Origin of the sequence: Polaromonas sp. CF318 (assembly GCF_000282655.1) — a bacterium.
In the GTDB taxonomy this organism is placed as follows: domain Bacteria; phylum Pseudomonadota; class Gammaproteobacteria; order Burkholderiales; family Burkholderiaceae_C; genus Polaromonas.
This window is the reverse complement of the sequence record NZ_AKIV01000003.1, coordinates 1-26,082: the sequence shown is the minus strand read 5'-3', so window position 1 is coordinate 26,082 and position 26,082 is coordinate 1. Positions and strand designations below refer to the sequence as shown.

22 protein-coding genes are annotated in these 26,082 nt (G+C 63.0%); 17 read left to right on the top strand and 5 right to left on the bottom strand.

Annotation, left to right across the window (positions count from 1 at the left end; translation table 11 throughout):
* Positions 1–42: 42 nt before the first annotated feature.
* From PMI15_RS00240 to PMI15_RS00220, 5 genes are read right to left on the bottom strand one after another with little or no spacing between them, the layout of a single operon-like run.
* Complete coding sequence (locus PMI15_RS00240; protein WP_007862414.1) at positions 43–924, bottom strand: NAD(P)-dependent oxidoreductase; 882 nt, start codon at positions 922–924, stop codon at positions 43–45.
* Positions 917–2,779 carry an NAD-dependent epimerase/dehydratase family protein gene (locus PMI15_RS25510; protein WP_007862413.1) on the bottom strand — a complete coding sequence of 621 codons (1,863 nt, stop codon included), beginning with the start codon at positions 2,777–2,779 and terminating at the stop codon, positions 917–919. Before PMI15_RS25510 ends, PMI15_RS00240 begins: the two co-directional genes overlap by 8 nt.
* Position 2,780: 1 nt before the next feature.
* Entirely contained in the window at positions 2,781–3,332 is a 552-nt protein-coding gene (locus PMI15_RS00230) for a serine O-acetyltransferase (RefSeq protein WP_036836888.1), read from the bottom strand.
* Complete coding sequence (locus PMI15_RS00225; protein ID WP_007862411.1) at positions 3,329–4,777, bottom strand: hypothetical protein; 1,449 nt, start codon at positions 4,775–4,777, stop codon at positions 3,329–3,331. Before PMI15_RS00225 ends, PMI15_RS00230 begins: the two co-directional genes overlap by 4 nt.
* Positions 4,778–4,789: 12 nt before the next feature.
* A complete protein-coding gene (locus tag PMI15_RS00220) occupies positions 4,790–6,046 on the bottom strand; it encodes a hypothetical protein (protein WP_007862410.1) in 1,257 nt (418 codons plus the stop codon).
* A gap of 528 nt (positions 6,047–6,574) precedes the next feature.
* On the opposite strand from PMI15_RS00220, the gene tviB reads away from it, so the two are divergent.
* From tviB to PMI15_RS00140, 17 genes are all read left to right on the top strand, one after another.
* Positions 6,575–7,867 carry a Vi polysaccharide biosynthesis UDP-N-acetylglucosamine C-6 dehydrogenase TviB gene (tviB, locus tag PMI15_RS00215; RefSeq protein ID WP_007862409.1) on the top strand — a complete coding sequence of 431 codons (1,293 nt, stop codon included), beginning with the start codon at positions 6,575–6,577 and terminating at the stop codon, positions 7,865–7,867.
* 2 nt (positions 7,868–7,869) lie between these two features.
* Positions 7,870–8,931: an NAD-dependent epimerase/dehydratase family protein gene (locus PMI15_RS00210; protein ID WP_007862408.1), complete on the top strand. Its 1,062-nt coding sequence runs from the start codon at positions 7,870–7,872 to the stop codon at positions 8,929–8,931.
* Between the two features lie 30 nt (positions 8,932–8,961).
* A complete protein-coding gene (locus tag PMI15_RS00205) occupies positions 8,962–9,792 on the top strand; it encodes an ABC transporter permease (RefSeq protein ID WP_007862407.1) in 831 nt (276 codons plus the stop codon).
* 7 nt (positions 9,793–9,799) lie between these two features.
* Positions 9,800–11,023, top strand: coding sequence for an ABC transporter ATP-binding protein (locus tag PMI15_RS00200; RefSeq protein WP_157214475.1), 1,224 nt, complete (start codon positions 9,800–9,802; stop codon positions 11,021–11,023).
* Positions 11,017–11,658: a DapH/DapD/GlmU-related protein gene (locus tag PMI15_RS25220; protein WP_086003811.1), complete on the top strand. Its 642-nt coding sequence runs from the start codon at positions 11,017–11,019 to the stop codon at positions 11,656–11,658. Before PMI15_RS00200 ends, PMI15_RS25220 begins: the two co-directional genes overlap by 7 nt.
* A 79-nt stretch (positions 11,659–11,737) precedes the next feature.
* Positions 11,738–12,553, top strand: a complete 816-nt coding sequence (locus PMI15_RS00190) for a hypothetical protein (protein ID WP_007862404.1) — start codon at positions 11,738–11,740, stop codon at positions 12,551–12,553.
* Positions 12,546–14,336 (top strand): hypothetical protein, encoded by a 1,791-nt coding sequence (locus PMI15_RS00185; RefSeq protein ID WP_036836879.1) that lies wholly within the window; start codon positions 12,546–12,548, stop codon positions 14,334–14,336. Before PMI15_RS00190 ends, PMI15_RS00185 begins: the two co-directional genes overlap by 8 nt.
* On the top strand, positions 14,333–15,622 hold the full coding sequence (locus PMI15_RS23845; RefSeq protein ID WP_007862402.1) for a hypothetical protein: 1,290 nt from the start codon (positions 14,333–14,335) through the stop codon (positions 15,620–15,622). Before PMI15_RS00185 ends, PMI15_RS23845 begins: the two co-directional genes overlap by 4 nt.
* Before the next feature lie 134 nt (positions 15,623–15,756).
* Positions 15,757–17,196, top strand: coding sequence for an MBOAT family protein (locus tag PMI15_RS00180; RefSeq protein WP_007862401.1), 1,440 nt, complete (start codon positions 15,757–15,759; stop codon positions 17,194–17,196).
* An 11-nt stretch (positions 17,197–17,207) separates the two neighbouring features.
* Positions 17,208–18,302: a hypothetical protein gene (locus PMI15_RS00175; RefSeq protein ID WP_007862400.1), complete on the top strand. Its 1,095-nt coding sequence runs from the start codon at positions 17,208–17,210 to the stop codon at positions 18,300–18,302.
* A 2-nt stretch (positions 18,303–18,304) separates the two neighbouring features.
* Positions 18,305–19,357: a hypothetical protein gene (locus tag PMI15_RS00170; RefSeq protein ID WP_157214474.1), complete on the top strand. Its 1,053-nt coding sequence runs from the start codon at positions 18,305–18,307 to the stop codon at positions 19,355–19,357.
* A gap of 190 nt (positions 19,358–19,547) precedes the next feature.
* On the top strand, positions 19,548–20,447 hold the full coding sequence (locus PMI15_RS00165; RefSeq protein WP_007862397.1) for a phytanoyl-CoA dioxygenase family protein: 900 nt from the start codon (positions 19,548–19,550) through the stop codon (positions 20,445–20,447).
* A gap of 11 nt (positions 20,448–20,458) precedes the next feature.
* Positions 20,459–21,184, top strand: coding sequence for a class I SAM-dependent methyltransferase (locus tag PMI15_RS23840; RefSeq protein ID WP_007862396.1), 726 nt, complete (start codon positions 20,459–20,461; stop codon positions 21,182–21,184).
* 5 nt (positions 21,185–21,189) lie between these two features.
* Entirely contained in the window at positions 21,190–22,740 is a 1,551-nt protein-coding gene (locus PMI15_RS00155) for a hypothetical protein (protein WP_007862395.1), read from the top strand.
* The gene (locus PMI15_RS00150; protein ID WP_007862394.1) at positions 22,737–24,266 is read left to right on the top strand and encodes a capsule polysaccharide export protein; all 1,530 of its coding nucleotides are present in this window, start codon (positions 22,737–22,739) and stop codon (positions 24,264–24,266) included. Before PMI15_RS00155 ends, PMI15_RS00150 begins: the two co-directional genes overlap by 4 nt.
* A complete protein-coding gene (locus PMI15_RS00145; RefSeq protein ID WP_007862393.1) occupies positions 24,263–25,657 on the top strand; it encodes a hypothetical protein in 1,395 nt (464 codons plus the stop codon). Before PMI15_RS00150 ends, PMI15_RS00145 begins: the two co-directional genes overlap by 4 nt.
* 48 nt (positions 25,658–25,705) lie before the next feature.
* Positions 25,706–26,082 (top strand): hypothetical protein (locus PMI15_RS00140; RefSeq protein WP_007862392.1); only part of this gene is annotated, 377 nt, incomplete at its 3' end.

Below are 26,082 nucleotides of genomic sequence, written 5' to 3'. Positions count from 1 at the left end.
TGTGCAACATAGCCGGCGCTTCCTCGGTACCGGGCCGCCGGGTCAGTGCAGCGTGGTCAGGTAGGCCGGATCGAACCGGCCCGGGCGGTAGCCGAAGTCGCGCGTGGCGTCCTGGTGGTCGAACACCAGGTCGGCCTGCATGCGCAAGGCCATGTCGGCTGTCAGGTGCGAAAAGCGTGGATGCAGGCGGGCCAGGCGCACGGCGAGACGGAAAGCCCAGATCGGGACGGGGATGAACACCGGCTTGCGGCCCAGGGTCTCAAAAATGCGCCGCACCATGTCGACATAGGCCAGGGTTTCGCCGCCGCTGAGGTTGTAGGCCTTGTTGAAACTGGCGGGCGCATCCAGGCTTTGCATGCAGGCCAGGGCCAGGTCGCGCGCATGCACCGGCTGGCGGCGGCCCAGGGCCTGGCCGAAGCGCGGGAAAAAGCCGAAGCGGCGTACCAGCCGCGCGATGTCGGCCACATTGCGGTCCCCGCCGGCGCCGCCGTAAATCAGCGTGGGGCGGAAAATCGTCCAGGCCATGCCCAGCCGCTCACACTCGGCCGCCAGGTGCTCCTCCGCCGCGATGAGCTTGTTGACCACCTCCAGCTCATAGGGGCTGGCCGAGGCCAGCTTGGTGAAGCGGCTGGTCGAACTGAAGGCAATGACGCGCCGCACGCCGCGCGCGTGGAATTTTTCGAGCCAGCCCGGCAGCAGCCAGAGGCTTGCGGTGTGAATCAGGGCGTCGGCTTCAACGGGCGGGACGTCCGCGGCCTTGTCGGCAAGGTCGAGAAAATGCCAGGCGTCGCCGGCGGGGCCTGAGGGGCGCTTTCTGCCGAGAGAGACGGCTGGAACACCGCGCTCACGCAGCATGGGCATCAGCAGGGAACCTATGGTGCTGGTGGCGCCTGTGACAAAAACGGTCTCCAGGCCCTCACGCATGGCTTATCTCATCCCGCAATTGCTGGGCGGTTTTCCTGAGGGCCGCGTCCACGGAAAGAGGCGGGTTCCAGCCCAGCAGGCGCCGCGTTTTGCCGATGTCGACCTGCAGCGTGTCGCAAAGACGCTGAACGACCGGCTCCTTGCCGAGCAGCCGTCCGCCCATTCTCAGGAGGAACATGGGTACGGGCACCAGCCTTGCGGGCCTGCCCAGAGCAGCCGCGGTACGGCGCAGCAGGTCCGAGACAGTCAAGTCCTCTCCGTCACTGACCAGAAAGACCTGGTTGGCTGCTCGCGGATGGTGCAGGCAGACGGAAAGCAGGTCGACCACATTGTCGATGGCGACCAGGCTGCGCTGGTTGTCCAGCGCGCCCAGCGGCAAAGGCACCCCCTTCAACACCCAGCGCATCATTTCATGGAAGTTGGCCTTGACGCCGGGGCCGTACACCAGCACGGGGCGCACGATCACGACCTCCAGCCCGGTTTCCGCGGCCAGCAGGGTCAAGGCCTGCTCCGCTTCAAACTTGGAGATGCCATAAGCATCGATGGGTTTGGGCGAGTCATCGGCCGTGAACGGCTGGCCGACCACCGTGGTCTCTCCGTTGACCTTGACCGAGCTCACGAAAACAAAGCGCCGCACGCCGGCCTTGGCGGCCTGGCGCGCCAGGTTGAGGGTGAGCGCCACATTTACCCGGCGAAACTCGACCAGGGGGCTGGCGGCCGTGTCGCGCATCTGGTGCACGCGGGCGGCGAGATGAACAATGCAGTCCATCCCGGAAAGCGCGGGTGCCCAGTCGGTGTGCTCATCCACTTCGCCCATGACCCAGTGATCCGTTGCAGCAACCTGGCTGTCCGCGTTTTTTTTCCGAACCACCCCGCGCACACTGCAACCCTGCGCCGACAAGGCAGCGCACAAGGCTTGGCCGATGAAGCCGTTGGCACCCGTCACCAGAACCCGTTGCCCCGCCGGAGCCGATTCCGGCGGCCTGGCGACGGTGGCGGGCTGCTTGAGCTCGGCAGAGGGCTTGCTCCTGAAAATCCCGCCCCATTTGCGCCAGTAAAGCCAGCCCGACCTGGCGGTGCCGAGCTTGGCCCCCAGGGAGCGATGGGTGTCCCGGGCCCACTGGTGGACAACGCGGACGGTGGGCACATACACCGTGCGGGCGACCCGCAGCATGCGCCGGCCGATATCGGCATCCTCATAGTGGAGAAAGAAATCGGGGTCAAAGCCGCCGATTTCCTGCAGCGGCGCGGTGCGGAAAAACATGAAGCAACCGGTCGGGTACTCGACAGGGTGGATGGGTTTTTCATAGTCGCAATCCCGCATCTCGAATTCCCGTATCAGGAACTCCAGCTTCTTTTGCAGCCATATCGGCGAAAAGCTGCGCAGGAACATGACGAGCAGGGTCGGATTACGCTTGCACAGGTAGTGGCGCTCGCCGTCTTCACCGAAAACCGCCGGGGTCAACAGCCCGACGTCCGCGTGTTCCTCCATGAAACGCAGGGCTTCAAGCAGGGCCGTAGCGTCCACAAAGAGGTCGGGGTTGACGACCAGGTGGTAGTCGGAGCGGACGCCCGCAATGACGATGTTGTTGCCGCGGCCGTACCCGATGTTGCCCGGCGAACGCTGCAATTGCAGCGTCCAGTCCGGGACCGCCGCCCGGACGCCCTCCAGCCAGTTCGCGATGCGGCCGTGTTCCGCATCGTCCGAATTGTCGACCAGGGTCAAGCCCAGTTGAAGCGGGTAGTGCTGCCCGGCGAGCTTTCCGGCTTCCTGCAAGGCGCGTAAAGTGAGCTCAACGGTCGCCAGGTCCGGCTTGAAAAGGACCAGCGAAGCGCTGATGAGTATCGGGTTCATGTCAGATTTTTTCGTTTCTTTCAGGCTGGCGGTCCACGACGGTGGCGGGAACGCCCACGGCCAGCGCGTGGGCCGGCACGTCGCGCAGCACCACGGCGTTGGCCCCTATCCTGGCGTGGTCGCCCACCACGATGCGGCCGATGATCTTGGCGCCCGCGCCAATGAGCACATCGTTGCCGACGACGGGCCGTCTCTCCACCGTAAAGCCCATGTCGGGCTCGCTGGTCCCCAGGGTCACGCCCTGCATGATGGTGCAGTTTTCGCCGATGCGTTCCGCGCCTATGACGGTCCCCACAGTATGCGGCAGGAACAAGCCGCCGCCTATCTGCACCTGCGGAGACACTTCGATGCCGAACACCATGACGTTCAGCGTCGAAAACAATTTCGCGAACAGGCCGAGGCGGCGCTCGTGGAAAAACTCCGCCAGGCGAATCAGGACGACCGGCACCATGCGCGGATTGAGGCAGCCGCGCAGCAGCATACCGGTGGACACGGCGCCCACATGGCCCCGCATGCCGTAATAACGCTCTATATCCAGTCGCAGATTTTTCACGGAACCACTTTCTTGTAGGCGAGAAGCGCCGCGCCGGCCGCACCCAGGCCCAGCGCCATGCTCAACCACATCGCCGGCCCGGAATGGGCCTCTTGCGGCCCCGGCAGGGCCAGGTAAAACAGCGGCAGGGTGCCGCCCAGCAAAAAGGGCCAGATATCGCGGCGGCGCATCAGCCGGTTGTGGCGGCACGCATATTCCACCACGAATACCAGGTAAAGAAAATTCGGCACGACGAAAGCCCAGCTCAAGGCCGCGAGCGAGCCAAAGCTGTCGAGCGCGTAGCGCGTCGAGGCCAGCAGCAGCAGGTTCAGGGCCACATCGGAGACAACCAGAACCCGCGAATGCCGGGTCGCCAGGATCAGCGTGCCGTAAACCCAGGACACGCCGCGGAACATCACGGCGATGACCAGCACCGTCAACACCTCGCCGGAGGCCTGGAATGCCGCGCTGTAGAGCAGCTTGATCAGCGGCTCCTTCAACAACACCATGGCGTGGCAGGCAAGAATGCCGGCGCCCAGCACCAGGTAGGCCGTCCTCAGCATGCAGGCCCGGCGGTCTTCAGGGCGCACCGCGGCCGTGAGCCGGGGCAGGTAAATCGCGCTGCAGGCCGTCAGGAACAAGGTCGTGTAGTTGAAGGTCAGGGTCCAGCCCGCGTCGAACAGCCCGGCGAAATGCAGTCCCTTGGCCTCGATCACCCAGGAGCGGATCAGCAGCAGCGCCACGGTGGTCGACAGCGCGGCCACGAGATTGGAGACGGCAAAGCGGACAAAGGCCCGGCTTTGTGCCTTGGGCAGGGTTCCCAGGCGCAAGGCTGCCGCGAGCGGCGGCAAACGCGAGATGCCGAAGGCCCCGACAAGACAGGTCACGCCAAAGCACAGCACAAAAGCGGCGGCCAGCAGCAGCGGGTCCGGCGGCAGGTGCCACCAGCCGGCGGCCGCCAGCAGCACGACCAGCGCGGCCGGCCCGGCGACTTGCGCCAGCGCCAGGTAGGGGTAGGAACGATAGCCGTTGAGCACGGCGAGGGCATAGGTCCCGCCCACGTTGAGCAGGACCGCGAACGCAAGCCAGCGCACGGTCGCCACCAGCTCCGGCGCCCTCGAAGCCAGGAAAAATCCGCTCAGCCAGGGCGCCGCCGCGGCGATGACCCCGACCACCGCCAGGCCCGAGAGGCCGATCAGGCGCGCAGCCGTTGCGCTGAACTGCCTGCGCTCGGCTTCGTTCTGGCGCTCGGCGAGCCCCTGCACCACGGAATTTGTACCGCCGAAGGTGGCGCCCACCGTGGCCGCCTGCGCCATCTGCCGCAGTTGCGAAAACAGCCCCACGCCCTCCGGCCCCATCCAGAAGGCCACCGCCTTGAAACTGAGCAGCCACAGGAAGGCCGAGCCGAACACGCCGGCCGTGCTTGCCAGAACCCCGCCGCGAAGGCTTGCCGGAAGTGCGCGCATACCGTGGCGTTGCTAGGCACCCAGCCCGGCAGCCGGCGCGGGACGCAGGCGCGACAGCAGCAAGCCCCACAGGAAATAGGCAAAAATTCCCGGGTAAGGCTGCCTCAGCGTAACCTTGAAATTGCTGTCGATCAGCACCAGAAAGGCCACCACCGCCGCAAGCCACCAGGTCTGGCTCGGGATGGATTTGCGGCGCCGCCAGACCAGGTGCGCGGTAAAGGCGATCAGCCCGAGCATCGGCAGCAGCGAAACAAGGCCGAAGCTGTACGTGAAATCGAGGTACCAGTTGTGGGCGCTGGTCTTGACCGCGCGCGGCAGCGGCTCCACGTGCCCGAACACCAGCGTGCGGGCGTTTTCGGTGATTCCATTGCGAAACAGGGCCCAGTCGCCAAAACGGTCCCGGACATTCACCGGCATCTTGCCCTCCATCAGCTTGTCGAACTTGCCCACGTACTGCCCGTTGTCGTCGGCAACACTGGTGTTGGTTTTGGCGAGGCTGTAATACAGGCCGACGGCCAGGACCGCCGCCACGATGCCCGCCCCGAACACCACAAAACTGGTCAGGCGGGCAGTTCTGAGCTCCCACATTTTCCGCGAGAAAAACAGCAGCACAAAAGCGCTGTAAAGGCCTATGGTCAGAAAAGACGCGCTGGCGACGGCATACACCCCCATGACAACGGTCAGGCAGCGCAGCAAGGTCTTGTGGCGCTCCCACAGGTGCACCACGACCACGCAGAAGGCGGCAATGAAGATGACGGGCACGAACTGAAAGTGCTGGTAAATGCTGAAGGCATAGAAATAGTGCGTCAGTGTCAGGGTGTTCTGCCACCAGCCGACGACCAGTTGCACAGGGACCAGCAGCAGCAACACCCACATAAAGGCCCGGGGAATCACATCCTCTTCATCGCGTACCAACTGGCCCAACACCAGGCCCATGGTGGGCAGCAGGAACTGCGCCCCAAGCAGGGCTTTGCGCTTTTCGATGTCCAGACCTTCACCCGCGAACACCATCGACAACAACATGGCCACGGCGAACACTGCGATAAAAACCGCCGCCGGCACGGCCTGGCGGCGGTTCTGCGCAAGCGCGAGCATGCCGAAAACACATGCGCCTATGGAAATCGGCAACGGCAAGGTGCTGAGCACGCCGCCGGAATCGATGACATAGCGGGGGCTGTTGTAAATGCCGCCGGACAACTGGAGAAATAGCGGAAAAAGGAGTGCCGATCCGATCAGCCAAAGCACTAAATTGCGGGTTCTGGGTTGCATGGCGTCTCTAGGGTGGGTCTCTGGCTCGGTCAATTCGCTTCGCCCACGTCGCATCGCATGTCGACGGCTGCGGCAAAGCCCAGGTTGACGATTGTCGCGAGTATTTGGTTCTGCCAAATTGTGCCGCATCCGGGCACCCCGAAATTCCGTCCTGGCACCGCGGAGCCGGGCGCTTTGCGGCGGCAGGCCGCTTTCCCCGGCAAACTGACGGGTTTTCCGCTTTTGTAGGTGAAATGCCGGATCGAAGCCAAATGCAGCTTAAACTTGGCGGCCGCCCTTCCGGGAACGCCACCCGCCCCGCAAAACCCGGTATGCGGGTGCCGCGAGGCACCCTATTCAGGAGGCCGACGGGCCATTCGACCCATTTCCAGCGAAGCAACGGCAAAAGCTAAACTGGCTGCCCAGGCGTCAAAAACCCCGACGGCCGGCATGGCAAAGCCGAGATAGAGCTATTAGCTATTAACAACGAACAACGCGAACCGGAGGGGCGGCAACGCCCCTTTCGAAATCCGAAACAAGTCTTTTGATATGTCGCTGACTCACCCGAACACACTACCCGACATCCGGATCGCGATCATCGGCCTCGGCTATGTAGGCCTTCCGCTGGCGGTGGAATTCGGAAAAAAAAGGACCGTCATCGGCTTTGACATCAACGAAGCCCGGATCGCGGAACTGAAATCGGGCCATGACCACACGCTGGAGACCGAACCCCAGGAGCTTCGGGCCGCCAGCCACCTCACGTTCACGGCGAACGCCACGGACCTTGCCGCGGCAAACTGCTTTATCGTCACGGTGCCCACGCCGATTGACGAACACAAGCGGCCGGACCTCACGCCGCTGGTGCGGGCCAGCGAGCTGATTGGAAAGGTGCTCAAAGCCGGCGATATCGTCATCTACGAATCCACCGTCTATCCGGGCGCCACCGAAGAAGACTGCGTGCCGGTGCTCGAGAAATTTTCCGGCCTGGTCTTTAACCGCGATTTTTTCGCCGGCTACTCGCCCGAGCGGATCAACCCAGGCGACAAGCAGCATCGCCTGACCAACATCAAAAAAGTCACGTCGGGGTCAACCCCGGAGACCGCCGATCTGGTCGACCGCCTGTACAACGAGATCATCACGGCCGGCACGCACCGGGCGGCCAGCATCAAGGTCGCCGAGGCCGCAAAAGTCATCGAGAACACGCAGCGCGACCTCAACATTGCCCTGATCAACGAACTGGCCATCATCTTCAACCGCATGGGCATAGACACCGAAGCGGTGCTGCAGGCGGCCGGCAGCAAATGGAATTTCCTGCCGTTTCGTCCCGGCCTGGTGGGGGGTCACTGCATAGGCGTGGATCCGTATTACCTGACCCACAAGGCCCAGTCCATCGGCTACCACCCCGAAATCATCCTTGCGGGCAGGCGGCTCAACGACGGCATGGGAGCCTATGTGGTGGCCCAGCTCGTCAAGGCGATGACCAAGCGGCGCATCCACGTGGACGGTGCGAAAGTGCTGGTCATGGGACTGACCTTCAAGGAAAACTGCCCCGACCTGCGCAACACCCGGGTCATCGACATGGTGGCCGAACTCAAGGACTACAACTGTGTGGTCGATATCTTCGACCCATGGGCCGACGCGGACGAAGCCCGGCGGGAATACGGCATATCGCTCGTGACGCAACCGAAAGCAGGCGCCTATGACGCCATCATCCTGGCCGTCGCGCATCACCAGTTCAAGGAAATGGGCGAAGCCGCGATACGCAAACTGGGAGCCCAAACCCATGTCCTGTATGACCTGAAATACCTGCTCCCCGCGCAGGCCTCGGACCTGCGGCTCTGAACATGTCAAGCAGCAAGTACCAACAACTGCAGGCTCATCTCGCCGCCCACCCCGCCACCTGGCTGGTGACGGGCGTCGCCGGCTTTATCGGCAGCAATCTGCTGGAGCACCTTCTCAAGCTGGACCAGCGTGTTGTCGGCCTGGACAACTTCGCCACCGGTTATCAGCACAACATGGACGCCGTACAAAACAGCGTGACGGCGGAGCAGTGGTCCCGATTCAAATTCATCAAAGGCGACATCTGCAGGCTTGAAGATTGCCAGGCAGCCTGCAGCGGGGTGGATTACGTGCTGCACCAGGCGGCCTTGGGCAGCGTCCCCCGCAGCATCGACAACCCGATCGCCACCAACGCGACCAACATCAGCGGCTTCCTGAACATGCTGGTCGCAGGCCGGGATGCCAAGGTCAAGCGCTTTGTCTATGCCGCCAGCAGTTCGACTTATGGCGACCACCCGGCACTGCCCAAGGTAGAGGCCAACATCGGAAAGCCGCTGTCGCCCTACGCCGTCACCAAGTACGTCAACGAACTTTACGCCGACGTGTTCGCCAAAACCTACGGCTTCAAGACCATAGGCCTGCGTTATTTCAACGTGTTCGGGCAACGGCAAAACCCCAACGGCGCTTACGCGGCCGTGATCCCGAAATGGACCGCGTCCCTGATGGCCGGCGAACCGGTGCTGATCAACGGCGACGGCGAAACCAGCCGCGATTTCTGCTTCATCGAGAACGCGGTGCAAGCCAACCTGCTGGCGGCCACGGCTGACAACCCCGACGCCAGCAATGAGGTCTACAACGTCGCGGTGGGCGACCAGACCACGCTCAACCAGCTGTACCGATACCTGGTGACCTATTTGTCGCCGGAATTCCCCGCGGTACGCAACGCCGCCCCGGTTTATCGGGACTTTCGTTCAGGCGATGTCAGGCACTCGTTGGCGGACATCAGCAAAGCCGCAAGGCTGCTGGGATATTCCCCGGCCTACCGCATCGAGGCCGGCCTGCAAAAAGCCACCGCGTGGTATGTGCGCAACCTGCAAGGCCAGGCCGCCGCCGCAGTTTCCCGGTAAACCCGCTACACGACAGCCACAACCCTGCACATGCACAAAGATCACACGACCGTTCTCATCACCAGCCGCAAAGGCTGGGGATTCCCGGATATCGGGGAGCTCTGGGGGTTTCGCGAACTCATCTGGATACTGGTCACGCGCGACATCAAGATCCGCTACAAGCAGACCGCCATAGGCGTGCTGTGGGCCATCCTGCAACCCCTGCTGACCATGGTGGTGTTCACCGTCATCTTCGGCAAGCTGGGCGGTTTGCCCTCCGACAACCTGCCCTACCCGGTGTTCGTCATGACGGCGCTGCTGCCCTGGCAGCTGTTTTCGAAAGCCCTGACGCAGGGAAGCACCAGCATGGTGACCATGGGCGGCATGATGGGGAAAATCTATTTCCCCCGGCTCATCGCTCCCCTGTCGTCCATTCTCTCCGGCCTGGTCGACTTCGCCATTTCCTTCGGGATCCTGATCGCGCTGATGCTCTGGTACGGCGTCTACCCCGGCTGGGAAGTCGTGCTGGCGCCGGTTTTCATCCTGCTGGCGCTGGCCTCGGCCATGGCGGTGGCGCTGTGGCTGAGCGCCATCAACGCGAAATACCGCGACGTGCAGCAGGCCATGCCCTTCCTGACGCAGATCTGGATGTTCGTGACCCCTGTGATCTACCCGACCTCCATGATCCCTGAAAACTGGAAGTGGCTTTTCATGCTCAACCCCATGGTGAGCGTGATAGACGGCTTCAGGTGGTCCTTGCTGGGCGTCAAGCCCCCCGACATGCCCAGCCTGATCGTGTCATCCCTTTCGATCGTGGTTCTGGCCATTGGCGGGCTGGTGTATTTCGCCCGCTTCGAAAAAGACTTTGTTGATCGGCTTTGAGATTCAGATGACTGCTTCGATACTGCGACTTGACGACGTTGGCAAACAATACAGGCTGGGCGGCATGGCGCCCTACCAGACCCTGCGCGACAGCGTCGCCGGCCTTTTCTCGCGCAAGCGCGCGGCGGATGCGCAGGAAGACGATAAGGGCTTCTGGGCACTGCGCCATATCTCCTTTGAACTCAAGGAGGGGGAGGTGCTTGGAATTGTCGGCCGCAACGGCGCCGGCAAAAGCACGCTGCTCAAGCTGCTGAGCCGCATCACCACACCCGACGAAGGTGAAATCAGGGTCCGCGGCCGTATCGGCTCCCTGCTGGAAGTGGGTACCGGTTTCCACCCCGAACTGACAGGCCGTGAAAACATCTACATGAACGGCGTGCTGCTGGGCATGACGCACCGCGAGGTCGGCCGCAAGTTCGACGAGATCGTCGCGTTTTCGGGCGTTGAGGAATTTCTGGACACCCCCGTCAAAAGGTATTCCAGCGGCATGCGCGTCAGGCTCGGCTTTGCGGTGGCTGCGCACCTGGACCCGGAAATCCTCGTCATCGACGAAGTCCTCGCCGTGGGCGACGCCGAATTCCAGCGCAAATGCCTGGGAAGGATGAACACGGTCGCCTCCGAGGGGCGCACCGTGCTGTTCGTCAGCCACCAGATGGAAGCCATCCAGTCGCTTTGCACGCGCGCCATCTGGCTGGAGTCGGGCCAGATGAAGCTGGACGGGCCCGCGTCGGAAGTGGTCTCCTCCTACCTGGCCTCCACCACGCAGGCCACCGTTTCGGGCATCGGCAGCAGAAAAGACCGAAGCGGCAAGGGCAATTTGCGCATCACGGATTTGACGATTGGCGATGATGCCGGCCGCCCTCCCTCCACGGGGCGCCCCGCCAGCATCGTTTTTTCCATCGCGTCCAAAGAACCGGTACAGGAAAAACTCGTGGCGCGCTTCTCGATCCGCGACAACATGGACCGCATTGTGGCCCTGCTGACCAACGAATCCCCCGGCCAGGAACTGGCCTTTGACGGCACCACCGGAGAAGCCCGCTGCACCATTCCCAAGCTGGCCTTGATGTCCGGTGAATACACGGCCGACGTCTCGCTCTGGGCCAATGGCTACCTCGAAGACAAGGTCAACCAGGCACTGGCCTTCACCGTCATGGCGGGTGACTATTTCGCCCACAAGACCTACCAGATCGGGTCATTTCACGTGGACCAGGACTGGAGTTCCAATTGCTGATACCCCGAAATTCCCGCCTCGGATTCTGGCTGCGGCGCATGCAATGGCTGTTCTGGCCGATGCGCGTGCCCCGCTGCGACGACAGCGTGCGCATTCACCCCACCGCCATCTTCACCGGCTTTCCTGAAAACGTGGAGTTCGGCCGCAACGTCATCATTGACGCCCACGCGATCATCCATTGCCACAAGACCGGAAAAATCCGCATCGGCGACAGTTCCTACATCGGGCCCGGCGCCATGGTCCACACCGGCAAAAAGGGCGGCTTCGTCACCATCGGGCAGAACTGCACGGTGCAGGCCTATTCGCTGGTGCACGGCCACGGCGGCTGCGAGATCGGCAACGATGTCCGCATCGCCGGGCATACCGTCATCATTCCCGCCAACCACCGGTTTGAGGACACGACGGTCGCCATCCGGGAGCAGGGCTTGACGAAGAGCGGGATCAAGATCGAGGATGACGTCTGGATGGGGGCCGGCTGCCGCATCCTGGACGGCGTCACAATCGGAAAAGGCTGCGTGCTGGGCGCGGGCACGGTGGTGCACAAGTCCCTGCCGCCCGGTTCGGTGGCGGTCGGTTCGCCGGCCCGTGTCGTCAGCAACCGCTTTGAATCGCAACCCGAGGCCGGCCAGGAATAGGGCGACTTGCCGCCGGCCCCAAAATCCCCTCTACCTATTCCCATTGACCCATTGACATATTGACCCAGTGAGTGCTGTCATGAACAACGAAATCAAAGACCATCTCTACGCCAATCTCGAAAAAGTGGCGATCGTCACCGACCCCTTCCCTTACTTTTATATGTGTGACGTGCTGCCGGCGCAGTACTACGAAAAACTCATTGCCGGGCTGCCGGTCAACGAAAGCTACGACCGCTTCCCCGCGCCCTATGAATCGCGCCTGGGCCTGGATCTTTCCCGGAAAACCCTGGATAAATTCCCCGAGGGCGGCCGCGCGATCTGGGAGGAATTCGAAGCCTGGATTCACTCCCAGGAATTCCTGGACAAAATCGCCGCCAAATTCCAACCCTTCCTGGACGTCAACGCCTCTTACCGGAAAGAGCAGCTGAAGAAAGCGGCGACCAGCCCCTCCACGGTTCGCATCGAACCCCGAAGCCTCTTGGTGCGCGACTATTCCAACTTCGCCATCTCGCCGCACACCGACTCGGGCAGCAAAACCATTGTGGGCGCTTTTTACCTGCCCAAGGATGAAGCCCAGAAGCCCTTCGGCACCAGCTTCTACCGGGCCCGCAACCCAGCCTTCACCGACTGGGACTCCGAGCGCTTTGAATACGCCGACTTCGAGGTCGCGTACACGGCCGAGTACGTTCCCAACTCCATGCTGTTCTTCATGAAGTGCGACCATTCCTTCCACGGCGTCGAGCAGCGCGAGTACTCCAACACCGGCCGCGACGTGCTGTTCTGGACGCCGGCAATCGCCGGCAAGCAGATCACCGACAAACCGTTGTCCCTGCCCACTGAGTTGTTCCTGAAAAAAGGCGGATTTCTCAACCAGGTCAAGAAACTCTTTGCCTGACACGGCCTTGCAGCACCCCGTGGACAAGGCCGTCACCGTCGTTTTTTTCGACCGCGAGGACGTGCTGCTGGCGCCGCCCTTGCCCGCGGGAGCCGCGGCAGTGGCGCTCTCCCCCTCGGCGCTCTTCGCCGCTCGTGAAGCGGGTATCGCGGTCCAAGGTACCATCCCGGCCTTTTCCCGCCAGGGGCACGAAAAATGTGTTGCCGCGGCCGGCGCCGCACTGCGCGATTTTGACGGCGCCGCCGCCTCAGCCGGACTGCCGCCGTCGGTGGCCTTGATGGCGAGGCAGTCACTCTGGGGCCATGCCAGCCTCGTCCACCGGTTGCATGAAACCCTGCCCCCAGGGCCCTGGCGGGTCCGCAACCGCTCCGGCGCCTGGGTCGAGGCCGACGACTGGGCCGCCCTTCATCACGCCATGCTGCCGAGAATCTGGAGCTACGGCCAGGCCCACTTTATCGCCGGCGCCCGCCCGCCGTGGCCCTGGCTCTACGCCTGGTTGAGCAGCACCTCGGTCCGCGTCGCCTCCGGCCTCGGCGGGAAATGGGTGGCCGCCCCCTCCCCCAAGCTCAAGAACGGCCTGCGCCAGGCGCTCAAGAACGAGGGCGCAACAATAGCGGTGTTCCAGCCCACCAAGGGCGCATGGAACGACTACGCCGACCTGTTCAGGGAGCATCAAAATCGCGGCCCGGCACGCACTTTCGCGATCCCGCCGCTGCATCCCGATGCGCCGCGCGTGCGGCAGGTGCTGGCAACACTCGAAGCTATCGGCCAAGCCCTGGGCGACGAAAAAGTCCGCTCGGCGTGGAAGCTCTACCAGCCGTATTTCGCCCAGGTGATCCCGGTCATGCTGGCCATCACGGCCCGAGGCGGCGAACTGATGCGCATGCTGGCTGCGCCCAGCGCCACCAGCTACGAGGCCAATTCATGGATCTCCGCCTCCCTGATGGAAGCAGCGGGGAACGCCGGCGCGGCCCGGGTCATCTTTAACCACAATTCCAACCCGCCTTCCGAATCACCGACGGCCGCGGCGGTGCTCGATGTCCTTTTCAGCCAGCGGACCTGCAACCGCCTTGTGGATGTGGCGGCGCTCTGGTCGCCCGTCACCGGCAAACGGGAATTCCACGGCATGGCGCGCAAATACGATGTGCGGCTGGCCTACCCCACCGCCCCAAAGCGCCGCCAGCCCGGCGAGCCCCTGCGCATCCTGCACGCGGGGAATTACCAGAACTGGTCGGACTTCTTTCCCTGGATCGCCGAAACCGCCGACGAGTACATGGACGGCTTGTCGGCATTGGCCGATGCGGTGGAGCAGCTGGACGGTGTCGAGCTGACGATACGCGTGAGGCCCAAGCGCGAAGTCGACTCGCAAGTCGTCCTCTCCCGGCTGGGCCATCGCCGCAATGTGGTGGTCTGCGGCGTCGAACAGGAATTTCTTGAGCAACTCGCGGACAGCGACCTGCTGGTCGCCCACTTCTCCACCACGGTTGAACAGGCTCTGCAGATGGGCAAACACGTGCTGCTGTGGGGAAGCGCGGATCGCTATACCCAGTTCCCGGCCCAGGAAGCCCCGCCCGCGGGCACATTGAACGACAGCGTTTACGCCGTGCGCGACGCGGCCGCGCTTCCCGCCATGCTGGCGGGCATTCGCGACGCCATGCGCGCCAGCGGCGACGGCGAGCGACCGGCCGCGGCGTATGCTTTCGATGCAGCGACACCCGGGGTGGCGCAGCTTGCATCCTTTCTGATCAACCCAATAGCCCCGACCGAGGCGGTACACCCATGACCTTGCTATGGCTCCTGCCCATCCTCGCCGCCGTCTGCGGCCTCCTGCTGGCCGCCGCCCTGTTGCGCCGCTGGCTACCCCGCCTGCGCGCCGAATTCAGGCAGCTGCGCGCCGCCGCCCGTGCGGTGGAAACCATGAGCCTGGAGCGCGAGCTCGGCTACCAGATGCAGATGGCAGGCCAGACACCCGCATTGCCATCGGCCTCCGGCGCGTCGCCGTTTGCCAACGGCGCCTGGACCGTGCTCGCCGGCGACGGCGGCGGCCGTGGCTGGCCGGTGGATGCCTTTTACAAGGTGCGCGGCCTGGCCATGCACCGCGGGGCTTTGCATGCAAGCCTGACCGGCCCCAAGGCCGACGGCCCCGGCGGCCAGGTGTGGCGCCTCTCCGATGAGGCCTGCGCCCAGGTGGGCGGCGACCTGGCCGGGTCCTGGCGGGCGGACGACTCCTTCGTCGACCATCTTTTCAGCGTGGATGACAACACGCTGCTGGCCGCCGAAAAAACCGGCGTCTGGCGCCTGTCCGACAGCCAGTGGACGCACATCAGCCACGGCCTGGCCCTGGGCGAAAAGTGCGGGCCCTATAGCTTTGCGTCATGGAAGGGGCAGGTCGTGATGGGCCAATGGGGGCATCCGCGCGTCGCCCAGTTGGGCGCGGACGATCAATGGACTTACCTGCCGGACCCCGAAGGCGGCTGGGGCGCGGGGGTGCGCACCATTTACTGCCTGATTGCCTTCAAGGGCATGCTCTATGCCGGCACCGGCACCGGCAGGCTCACCGGCCCCGCCAGCGCGGTCTGGCGCTATGACGGAACGTCCTGGGAAAAAGTGGGGGGCGCCGGGATCCGCGGCAGCTGGGCGCGCGAAGGCCTGCCTTTTGTGCTCAGCCTGGCCGTCTTCGGCGAATGCCTGGTGGCCACCGTGTCGCGGCCCGAAGACACGCCCAAGGGCGCCTCCAGCGTGTGGCTGTTCGACGGCGAGCGCTGGGGGCCGCTGGCGGTGGGCGCAACACCCGCCCTGATGGCCGAATCGCTCATCATGAACGACGCGATTGTTTACAAGGGCCGGCTGGTGGTGGCCACAGGGCACGGCACGCGCCGCCCCGCGCAGGTCTGGATGCTGGACGACAGCCATGGCTGGCGCCCGGTCGGGCCGCCCGAACTGGGCCAGCCGGGATCAGGTGACGGGGGCTGGTGGGTTTACCGGCTGTGCACCGACGGCGAGAGGCTGTATGCCTCCACCGCCGGGCATAGGGGGGCTGCGAAGGTTTTTTGCTTCACGCCGGCTTGATCGCGGCATCCACCCATGCAACGCCACCCGGACCAGGACCTGAACGTCCAGCGCATCCCATCACGGGCTAAATCCCTTAGCTTTTTCCATCCATAGAGCAAGCTTGATTTGCTCTATCCATCGGGCCAAGACCCATGCTCTTCAATAGCTACGGATTCATCCTAATCTTCTTTCCGTTGGTGTTTCTTGTTTTCCGGGCAAGCCTGAATCGCAACCTGCAGTTCGCCTTGGTCTGGCTGACCATTGCCTCGCTTGCGTTCTATGGATGGTGGGACAAGCGATATCTGGTGCTCGTTGTGGCGTCTTTTACCGCCAACTTTTTCACTGGTTTTTTTATAAGTCGCAGCAAATCAGACAGGCTTCGCCTGCTCCTGCTCGTAATGGGCATTACCGCCAATCTCACACTGCTGGGCTATTACAAATATTGGAATTTCTTTGTCCATGAGTTGGAAAGGACCGGTCTGCACTGGCCAACCGCATCCGTTGCCTTACCCCTTGGGATCTCATTTTTCACTTTCACGCAAATAGCTTTTCTCACAGACACCTATCGCAGGTTGGCCAACGAAAAAAGTTTTGTCCGCTACGCGCTGTTTGTAACTTACTTTCCCCACCTGATCGCAGGGCCGCTAATCCATCACAAGCAAGTCATGTCGCAGTTTGACTCTGGCCTGACCCTGCGCGTCAACAGCGCGACGTTCTCTAGCGGATTGACGCTGTTCGTGATCGGACTCGCCAAGAAAATTTTCCTTGCGGACAATTTCAGCCTTTATGCAACTCCGGTTTTTGACCTGGCGGCATCCGCATCTTCAATGTCGGCTGCCGACGCTTGGTGCGGAACGTTGGCATACACGCTCCAGCTCTATTTCGACTTCTCCGCGTACTCAGACATGGCGGTGGGCGCATCCAGATGTTTTGGCATCGAACTCCCGATCAATTTCAACTCCCCCTACAAGTCCCGTTCGATCATCGATTTCTGGAGGCGATGGCACATCACGCTGTCAGAGTTTCTTCGCGACTATCTATATATCCCTCTCGGCGGCAACCGGCACGGAGAGTTCCGGCGATACCTGAATCTGGGCATCACCATGCTACTGGGCGGCCTGTGGCACGGCGCAAATTGGACCTTCCTTGTGTGGGGAGCATTGCATGGTGCTTATTTGATAACAAATCACCTGCTGGCAGCCCGGTTCCGCCATGCGCTCCATCTCCTTGACGGTCAACTGATGGCGGCTCTACAGCGCCTATTTGTCTTTCTTCTTGTCGCCATTGCATGGGTTTTCTTCAGGGCGCAGGACTTGACTTCAGCCTGGACGGTCCTTTCCGCAATGTTTGGGCTTGGGAGTGGCTCAACGCTGGTCTCCAATTTCAGCAACACCGTCGGAATCGCAGCAGGGCTGGTGATCGCCTGGGGCCTTCCAAACAGCAACGAAATAGTCAGCAAACTCTCCGCTCCGGCAACATCGGGCACCGCGCGGGCCCTGAGCTCGGCGACGCCATGGCTTGTGGGCTTGTCACTGTGGATTTGTCTTCTGATGCTTGATAAAAAATCAGAATTCCTCTACTTTCAATTTTGACCCCATAGCGCATGTTCAACACACGGTTTCTCATTCGCGCGGCTGGAACAACGGCGTTCATGGTGCTGGCCACCGCGGCGGTCAATCTCTACGTCGACCCTGCCAAATTGTTCGATTGGGGCCACCAATACGAACGGGGCATGGCGAAAATACTGGGACAAGGCAAATATGTCGTGGGCATGTCCAACTACGACGAACGCATTCTTCAGAAAATGCGAACCGAAGAAGCACCCCTGACCGAGCCGGAATGGATAGTCATGGGCTCCTCCCGGTCGATGCAGATCAGTTCCGACATGCTGGGCAAGCCTGTGCTCAACCTCTCGGTCTCGGGCGCAAGCATCGAAGATCACGTTGCCATCAGCCAGATGGTCTCGGGCTGGCCCGGCAAGAAGTTCATCGTGGGAGCCGATCCATGGATACTCAATGCAAATTCCGACCAGGATCGATGGCTGAGTGTCTGCGACGACTACCGCAACGGCCTTGAACTGGTTGGGTTGCCCAAGCTTTCCAGCGGCCTGCGCTGCTCGCGCAACGTACGCTGGCGCCAGCTCATGAATTTTGAGTACAGCAAAACCTCTGCTTTGGGCTTGCTGAACCGGATACGCCAGGGACGTTTTGACTACAGCGAAAAGACGGAAACCTCGCCGGACCCCCTGCGCGACACGATTCGTTCCGATGGCTCGCGCATGTACAACCTCAAGTTTGCATCGAGAACACCGGAAGAGACTTCCGCGTACGTCAAAAAACGGAGCCAGCCCCCGCTCTACGCCTTGAACAAATTTGAAGAGATAGACGAAAGGTACTGGACGATGTTCTGGGGCCTGATGGCCCACCTGAAAGAGAAGGGAAAAGAAAATGTCGTCATTTACTTGCCGGCCTATCACCCGGAGATGTATCCACAGCTGATACGACACGTTCCGGCCATGCAGCACCTGGAGGAAAAGATCCGGGCAAAGGCCGATTCCCTGGGAATCGAGGTACGCGGCTCCTACGATCCCGCCGCGGCCAACTGCCGGCAAAGTGAGTTTTATGATGACATCCATCCCCGCGAGCCGTGCATCGAGCGGCAGCTGCTTTCGGCAAAAGCACTGACGCGGTCCAAGTGATGATGAAGATCGTACTGGGGCTTCTCGCAGGCCTATGTGTTGCCCTTTTCGCCATATCAGGCATCAATTCCACCATTGATACCGACGGGCGTTTCACGTCGGGAATCCCCAAGAAAGCCGCCGACAGAGCCGACGACTATGCGAAACAGCTGTTTGCCTCCAAGGGCGGGCTGGTGGCTGTCGGGGACGAGCGATTGATCAAACGCGCACTCGTGGTGGCGGGGCGCGGAGATTGCCATGTGATCGGCTCAAGCCGCGCCATGACCATCCAGGCCAAGGCCATCAGGCTGATTGCCCCGGAATGCCAACAACCCGTCAATCTGGGGGTATCGGGTGGGTCCTTCGAGGACATCCTCATCTATGCCCATCTTGCGATCACCCATCAGTCAAAGCATCTGTTCATCAATATTGACCACTGGACCTTCCAGCCCCGGGCGGACGATCGTTTTTACGAACTTGGAGATGAGTACTGCAACGCGGTGCGTTTTTTCTCCCTGCAACGGGCGGATTGCGCAGTTCAGCAGGAAAAAGGCAAGCGCATCGATCCCGCTTACGCTTTGAAGAACCTCAGGAGCCTCCCAAGCGCTCCAGTCAAAGAGTACCGGGTCATGCCGGCCGAATCGAGGAATAGCAATGAGGCCGCAACCCTGGCCGATGGAAGCCATGAGTACTCCCTGGAATACCGGCAAAAAATGCTGCGTACCTGGGATGCGAGGCACCTCTCCTACAAGCTGCTTCCAGGACCTCCAAGCGAGGCTGCCCTGGAAGATTTCCGGAAACTCCTGAAGAAAGCTTCTTCGAGCGGCGTTTCCGTGGCGTTCGTACTGGCGCCGTACCACCCGAGGGTTTTTGAGTGCGAAGTTCCCGCCATGTGTCTTGCCTTGCAGACGACACAAGCCGCAAGCACGGCGCTGGCAGAACAGGCCGGGGCCAAACTGTATGGGTCCTACAAGGTCCCTGGCGTAGGGGCTGAGGACTTCATGAGCGACATGTTCCTCTTTCCTGCTGCATTTGAACGGGTATTCACCTTTCCTAAGGGCAAAAGTTCCAGGTGAACGCCGAGGAGAGTGAGTGGCCCTCTCCGAGCTCAAACGGCAGCGCCAGCACGGGAAGGTTCGCCGAGGCAAATGAGGGATACTGGACGGCCTTTTGGACTCCGGCTGTCCATTGAGCCCCACGCCGCGCGCTTTAAAATACACATTCCCCCCAACCACCCGTTCCAGCGTTACCTGAAAGCCGCCTGCGATGTTGAAATTCAATGTAGATAACGACAAGTTCTGGCGAGATGGCTACCTGATCCTCAAGAACATGTTCTCCGCCCAGGAATTCGCCGCCATGCGGGAGGACGTGTTCGCCTCCCTCAAGGGCCGCGAAGAAGGCGGCGAGCCCGTGGTGGACGCGCTCGCTGATCGCCATCTGCAGCACTGGGTGTACGACGAGCGCTTTATCCAGGTGGCCAAAAAACTTTTGGGCGGCGACAACCTGGCGTACTACGGAGACGGCGGCTACGCCGTCGTAGGCCATGGCTATACCCCCGGCAAGGACGTCGGCGGATGGCACAGGGACAACACGGACCGCTCCGATCTCGACGCGCCGGACTGGAAAGGCCGCTATTCCCTGGTGCGGTTCGGCCTGTACCTGCAGGACCATTCGTCCAGCTCGGGCGGCCTGATCGTCAGGCGTGACTCCCATAACCGCGTGCTTCGCGGCTGGAAGGCCCATTTGCATGACCGCTACCTCAATACCGGCATAGGCGACGCGGGGGTGTGGAGCATGCGCATCCAGCACGCCGGGCTGGGCCGCTGCATACGGGGCTTCCCGGGCCTGCCACTGGGGCCCTACCTTCAGAACAAATTGCCCGAGTTCATGCAGGCGCCGTTCCCGCCCGTGGAGAGAACCGGATTCTGGATCTCCTATGCGCTGGACGACCAGCACCTCGAACGCCACTGCGAATACCTCCTGAACCGTTCCGAGCGGCTGGCCATGTGGTCCGAGGCCCGCTATTCGCCGGAGGTCCTTGCAAATTGCAATGCCGCGGGCCTGAAGGTCATCGACATGCCGGCCAGGATGAGGGCGGCCATGGCAGCGGGCCAGATGGTCGGCCAGCACAAACACCACTACCAATTGCCCTACGCGAAAGCCTGACCGGTCTCCCCATGAACGACAACGATATTTCAGCCTCCCGCGCAAAGTACGCCCAACTCCATCAGGGCGCTGATGCCGTCGCGAGGTATGAGCGCAAACTCGGCAACCGCATCGACGTGCTGCGCGATGAAATCGAGGTGCAGACGCTCGCTCCCTTGCTCAAGGGCACCTTGTTTGACTGCACCGTCGGGATTGGCCGGCTGATCGGCAGGATGCCTGGGGTCACCCGCTACGACGGCATGGACCTGTCCAGCGAATTTGTGGAGCACGTGCGGCAGAAGTATCCCGCCTCGCATTTGCAGACCGGCGACCTGACGGCCGGCATCCCGGTGGAAACCGCCTCCTATGACAACGTGATGTGCCTGCGCAGCCTCTCGGGCATTGGCGGGCTACCGAAAATACTCCCGGACATGCTGCGCGTCGTGCGCCCCGGCGGGTTGATGGTGTTCGACTACGGCCGCAAACCGACCCTGACGGTGGTCAAGGGACAAAAAATGATTCTGGACGGCGATGATCTCGCTGCGGTGCTCAAGCAGCTGGATGCTTCGGTCGTCACCCGGGTTCGCCTGGATGCCGCGCTGACGCGGGCAAAGATTTACCTCCGGGTGTTCCGCTTTCTCACGGGCCCGCGCGGGGGCATGGTGTCGGACCAGATGCTGCTGAAAATCGAGCGCCTGACCGCGCCGCTGTTCTGGCAGCGGGAAATCATCGTGCTGCGCAAGCACGGCGGCCACTGACATTCATGGCGCAGCAGCCTCCATCGCAAGCCCTTTTCGCGGTACTGGAGTACGGAGAGTTTCCCGAATTACTGCGGATCGCGGAGGCTGGACGAAATGCCCTGGCCGCCCCGCCGCTGTTTTTCTTTGCCAAGCGCGGTTACCGCCGGCTGGCGGCGGACAGCGCGGAAGTGGTCGCGCGTGGCTTCCAGTGGCTGGACGCGGACGGCCGCCTGCATGAGGCCGCCGCTCCCGCCGAGGCACCCGTCGCTCCCGTCGGCGCGGTCACGGAGGCAATAGCCAGCGCACCTGCGCAATTGCCCGAAGGCAGGCCAAACCGTTCCGCGGGGCGCTCGCTGCTTTCGGTGGGATTGATCCCGCTGTTCGCGGCCGCCAGCTTCTTCGCGGACATGGTGGGCGTGGCCAGGACCCTGGCCCGGGACCTCGCGAATTTTTCGCGCGACCGCCGCCGTTTTCGCCGGCGCTACCAGGCGCTCTCGCGCATTCTTGAATCGCGCAAACCTTCGCTGCTGGTGGTGGGCCAGGATGGCGTGGGCAGCGACCTGTCCTTTTTGCTGATCGCGGCCGGCAGGCTGGACATCCCCCGCCTGATCGCGCCCTTCGCCATGTTTTCCCTGCAGGAAACCGCGGACTATGCCGGGGCGCGGCCCGACCACGATGCGGCGACGGGCGCGCTGAACCGCTTGGTGGCCAGGATGTACCCTCACTGGCTGCTGCGGCAGGACGGCCGCAAGGTGCTGCGGCTTCCGGGCTACCGGGCGCTCGCGCTGGAAACCAGCGGGCTGATTCACGGCAAACCCTGGACACCTTTGTCGGAGCCTTCGGAAGCAGTGACCGCGGATTCGAAGGTCGCGGCCGACACCCTTGAAAGCCTGGGCCTGGAGCGGTCGCGGCTGCACGTCATCGGCTCGCCGGTCCAGGACCTGCTGGCGCGCAAGCTCGATACCCGCCACGAAGTGCGCGAACGGCTCAGCCAGGCCTACGGGTTCGATGTCGGCAAACCGCTGCTGCTGTGCGGCTGGCCCGTCAACATGTTTGCCTGGCTGGGCGGCCGGCCGATTTCCTATGCCAGTTACGAGGAGCTTGCGGCAGCCTGGGCCCAGGCGCTAAAGCAGGCTGCTGTGCGGCACGGCGTCAACGTCATCGTCAGCGTGCACCCCAAAACGCTGGATGAAGAATACGCGGTGGCCCGCACCCAGGGACTGGCCTGCCAGCGCGGCGGCGTTGAAGACCTGGTCGCCGCCTGCGACGCGTTCACGACGCTCAACGGTTCGTCCATCACCTCCTGGGCCATTGCCTGCGGCAAGCCGACGTTGCTGTTCGACTGCTTTTTGACGCGCTACCGTGATTTCCTGGAAGTGCCGGGCTGTATCAACGTGGAGTCGGCGCAGGACTTTTCAGCGGAGCTCCACAAGCTCTGCGGGGACGCCGCGTGGCGCGAAACCTTGGCACAGAGAATGAAGACTGTCTCCGCCGATTGGGGCCAGCTTGACGGCCAGGCCGGCGCCCGTGTTGAGAAGCTGCTGGCACAGATTGTTTCGCGAGGCTCCCTTTGAAGCGTGTTTTTTACATCGAGTGCGCCGGCGCCGTCTGGCGCTCCATCGCGGACCATTGCCGCCAGCAAGCGGCGTGGCAGCCCGTGCTCTGGACGGCCCCCGCGGACGACCAACCGGCGGTTCTGCGCCTGAACCCGGATGCGGTGTTTATTGCCGGCCCGGATGCGGCGCTTGGCATGCCGGGCCAAACCGCCCCCTGGCCCCTGCCCGCCCTGGACGCCGGCTTGCTGGCTGCGCTCTCAAGCGCGGAAATCACGGCGCTGCACATGATGGACAGGATGGACATCGCCAGCGGCAAGGGCTTCACGCACGACCAGCGCCGCAGGCACTATTACGGCCTGCTTCGCTACTGGCTGGGCGCGCTGGAGGCCCTGAAGCCGGATTTGATCGTTTTTTCGATTTCACCCCACATCGTTTTTGACTACGTGCTGTTCGCGCTGGCCCGCCACCTGGGCATCGCCACCGTCATGTTCGAACGCCTGGGCATGCCGGGATGGGTGTTCCCGATCGAAAGCTTCACGCAGGGCTCCGACGCCTTGCGTTCCGCGCTCAAGGAGCGTCCCGGCGCGCAGGCCTCGGAGCTGCCGGGGGACTTCCAAAAATGGTTTGTGAACTCCACCCAAGGCCAGGCCGACGTGCCGGCCAACTACAAGAAGAAGCTCGCCCGGTACGGCCTCCAGGGGCGCGCGGCAACGCCGCCGCTGGGGCGGGCCATGGTCTACGAATTGCGGCGCGCGGTGAATCTGTGGCGCAAGTATGGTTTCGGCCCCATGCGCAATTCCTACCTCCGGTCCGCGTCCTACCCGCACGACCGCGCCGGCTGGACGGAAACCCTGCTGGCGCGCCTGCGGGGCCTGATCCTCAAGCGCGGCCTCATGCGGCGCTACGACGCGCTGTGCCGGGCGCTTGAGCCCGAACAGAACTATGTTTTCCTGGCGCTGCACTACCAGCCGGAACGCGCCACGGTGCCCCTGGGGGGCGTGTTCGGCGACCAGACCCTGATCGTGGACATGCTGGCCAAAAACCTGCCCAAGGACTGGAAGCTCTACGTCAAGGAGCACCCCTGGCAGCTGCAGCCCTTCGGATGGGGCGAGATGCAGCGCACTCAGGAGTTTTACGACGCCATTGCCGCATACCCGAATGTGGTGCTGGTGCCCCGCGACGTGGAGACCTCGGAGCTGGTTTCGGGCGCGAAAGCCGTCGCCACCGTCACCGGCAGCGTCGGCTGGGACGCCATGTGCAAAGGCATCCCGGTGTTGCTGTTTGGCGCGGCGTGGTACAGGGACGGCGAGGGCGTGCTGCCCATAGCCTCCAGCACATCGCTGGCGGATGCCCTCCAACGCATTGCAGGCGGCTGGAAGCCGCAGCTGGATGCCGTCGCGGCGCTTTGCCTGGCTTTCTCGAGAATCTGCCTGCAGGGCGTGCTGGAGCCGGAACTGGAACAGGCGGAGCATCTCGCGCATGACGATGCGGCGCAAGCGATGAGCGACGGCCTGATCGCCTTCGTGAAAGCGCGCCACCCATGAGAGCCGCGGGCACGCGTGTGTACCTGCTTTGCAGTCGCCGGCCCATCGTCGCGGAGTTCTGCCTGCTTGCGGAGAAACTGTCGGCCCAGGGGTACAAGCCCGTCCTGGTCGTGCCCAACGGCCTGTGGCACCTGCTTCCCAAGCCTTTGCCGCCCGGCGCCGAATTGACCGGCACGAATTCCCAGGCCTGGCGCCAGGCCGGCATGCTCTGCCTGGCGGCTTACGTCGCTTACGCCCTGGTGCGAAGGCTGGGGCGCTTGGCGAGGCAAGCGGGCCTGCAACTAGCCGCGGACTTCCTGGACACCTCGGAGGCCATTGCCAGGGGCCGGAGCTTCGCCCGGCGCATCCTGAAGCTGGGCCCCGATGGCGCCGCGGTACTGACCGCCGACGACCGCGACATCCGGGTCGACCAGGGCGTGCTCTCCGAGGCGCGCCGGCTGGGCATGCTGACACTGTCGGTGGCATTCGGCAAATCCGACGTGGCCACCGACGCCTTCCGGCGCTCAGCCCCCGCCTACCAGCTTGCGAGCGGGCCGTTGAAACGTCTCAAAGCGTCCATCGCGCGCAGTTACCCCCAGGGCGTCCGGTCGGATGCGGACGGGCGACAGGTGCTGTTTTTCAGGCCCGGCGAATACCTGGCGCTGCGCCGATGCGGCCTTCTCTTCCCGGCACCCTGGTCATACGGCGGCGGGACGGCCGACAAAGTCAGCGCGACCGATGAAGCCGCTGCCGCGACCATGCAACAGCTGGGCGTGCCCGGCGGCAAGATCGTCGTCGCCGGGCAGTGCAGCCACGACACCTTGTGGCGCATCAACCAGGATCGCCAGCGCATACGCGGGCAGCTGGACGAGAAGTACGGCTTCTCGCCTTCTCAAGCACTGGTGCTGGTGGCCCTGCCTCCGCTCAGTGAGCACGGCTTGACCGATGACAAGCTCCAGCAAAGCGAAACCGGCTTTCTTTTTGAGACCATGGCCCGCCTGAATGGGAAAAACGTCCTGGTGTCCCTTCATCCCCGGCAGGAGCCGGTCGCGTACCAGGCCCTGGCCGGCCGCTTCGGCCTGGCGATTGCCACCGAACCCCTGCGCGAAATCCTGCCGGCGGCGCAATTGTTTGTGGCGTATTCCAGCACGATCTCGTGGGCACAATTGCTCGGCATCCCTTCCGTCGCGCTTGAGTACTATGGCTTTGGGTACACCCTGTTTGCGAACGAGCCGGGTGTTGAGCCGGCCTTGACGCGCGAGTCCCTGTATTCCCTGTGCGAGACCTGTTTGAGGAACGACAAGGCCCGCAAGTCCATGGCAGAGGCTATGGCGCGAATGCCGGCACGCAGCCTTTTTGACGGCGAGGCATGCATGCGGCTGATCCACCAGATTGAGGAAGCGCGAAAGTGACATCGGCGCATTCCAACACCCGCCCGGGCCGTCGGCAAGCAGGCTGACATGGCACAGTGCGTCGTCCTCGTCTCCCGCCAGGCCATGCTCGAAGACGCCCGCGCCGTCATGGCCGCGGTCGCCCGAAATGCGTGGCACCAACCGACGCTGGTTCTGGGGGGTGAACTCGCGGCCAATACGCCGTCTGCAGGTCTCGGTTCCGAAGTGCTCTCTACCGCGCAGCCCGATCGCTCCTACCGGCAGCGCAAGCTTAAGAACCCGCTGCAGCGCATAGGCCTGCTGCGCGGCATCTTCACGCTTCTGGAGATTTCCCGGTGCCGCCGTGAAGTCGATCGCCAGCTGGCGGAACTGCGTCCCGATGTCCTCGTGGTTTTTGAGGACAGGGTGCTCCATCCCGAGATGGTGTGGCTTTACGCGGCGGCCCG

Coding starts and splice junctions, on each gene's coding strand:
- PMI15_RS00175 (WP_007862400.1), top strand. CDS start 17,208: ATGTTCAACACACGGTTTCTCATTCGCGCGGCTGGAACAACGGCGTTC.
- PMI15_RS00240 (WP_007862414.1), bottom strand. CDS start 924: ATGCGTGAGGGCCTGGAGACCGTTTTTGTCACAGGCGCCACCAGCACC.
- PMI15_RS23840 (WP_007862396.1), top strand. CDS start 20,459: ATGAACGACAACGATATTTCAGCCTCCCGCGCAAAGTACGCCCAACTC.
- PMI15_RS25510 (WP_007862413.1), bottom strand. CDS start 2,779: ATGAACCCGATACTCATCAGCGCTTCGCTGGTCCTTTTCAAGCCGGAC.
- PMI15_RS00210 (WP_007862408.1), top strand. CDS start 7,870: ATGTCAAGCAGCAAGTACCAACAACTGCAGGCTCATCTCGCCGCCCAC.
- PMI15_RS23845 (WP_007862402.1), top strand. CDS start 14,333: ATGACCTTGCTATGGCTCCTGCCCATCCTCGCCGCCGTCTGCGGCCTC.
- PMI15_RS00145 (WP_007862393.1), top strand. CDS start 24,263: ATGAGAGCCGCGGGCACGCGTGTGTACCTGCTTTGCAGTCGCCGGCCC.
- PMI15_RS00205 (WP_007862407.1), top strand. CDS start 8,962: ATGCACAAAGATCACACGACCGTTCTCATCACCAGCCGCAAAGGCTGG.
- tviB (WP_007862409.1), top strand. CDS start 6,575: ATGTCGCTGACTCACCCGAACACACTACCCGACATCCGGATCGCGATC.
- PMI15_RS00165 (WP_007862397.1), top strand. CDS start 19,548: ATGTTGAAATTCAATGTAGATAACGACAAGTTCTGGCGAGATGGCTAC.
- PMI15_RS00170 (WP_157214474.1), top strand. CDS start 18,305: ATGAAGATCGTACTGGGGCTTCTCGCAGGCCTATGTGTTGCCCTTTTC.
- PMI15_RS00190 (WP_007862404.1), top strand. CDS start 11,738: ATGAACAACGAAATCAAAGACCATCTCTACGCCAATCTCGAAAAAGTG.
- PMI15_RS00180 (WP_007862401.1), top strand. CDS start 15,757: ATGCTCTTCAATAGCTACGGATTCATCCTAATCTTCTTTCCGTTGGTG.
- PMI15_RS00200 (WP_157214475.1), top strand. CDS start 9,800: ATGACTGCTTCGATACTGCGACTTGACGACGTTGGCAAACAATACAGG.
- PMI15_RS00225 (WP_007862411.1), bottom strand. CDS start 4,777: ATGCGCGCACTTCCGGCAAGCCTTCGCGGCGGGGTTCTGGCAAGCACG.
- PMI15_RS00155 (WP_007862395.1), top strand. CDS start 21,190: ATGGCGCAGCAGCCTCCATCGCAAGCCCTTTTCGCGGTACTGGAGTAC.
- PMI15_RS00220 (WP_007862410.1), bottom strand. CDS start 6,046: ATGCAACCCAGAACCCGCAATTTAGTGCTTTGGCTGATCGGATCGGCA.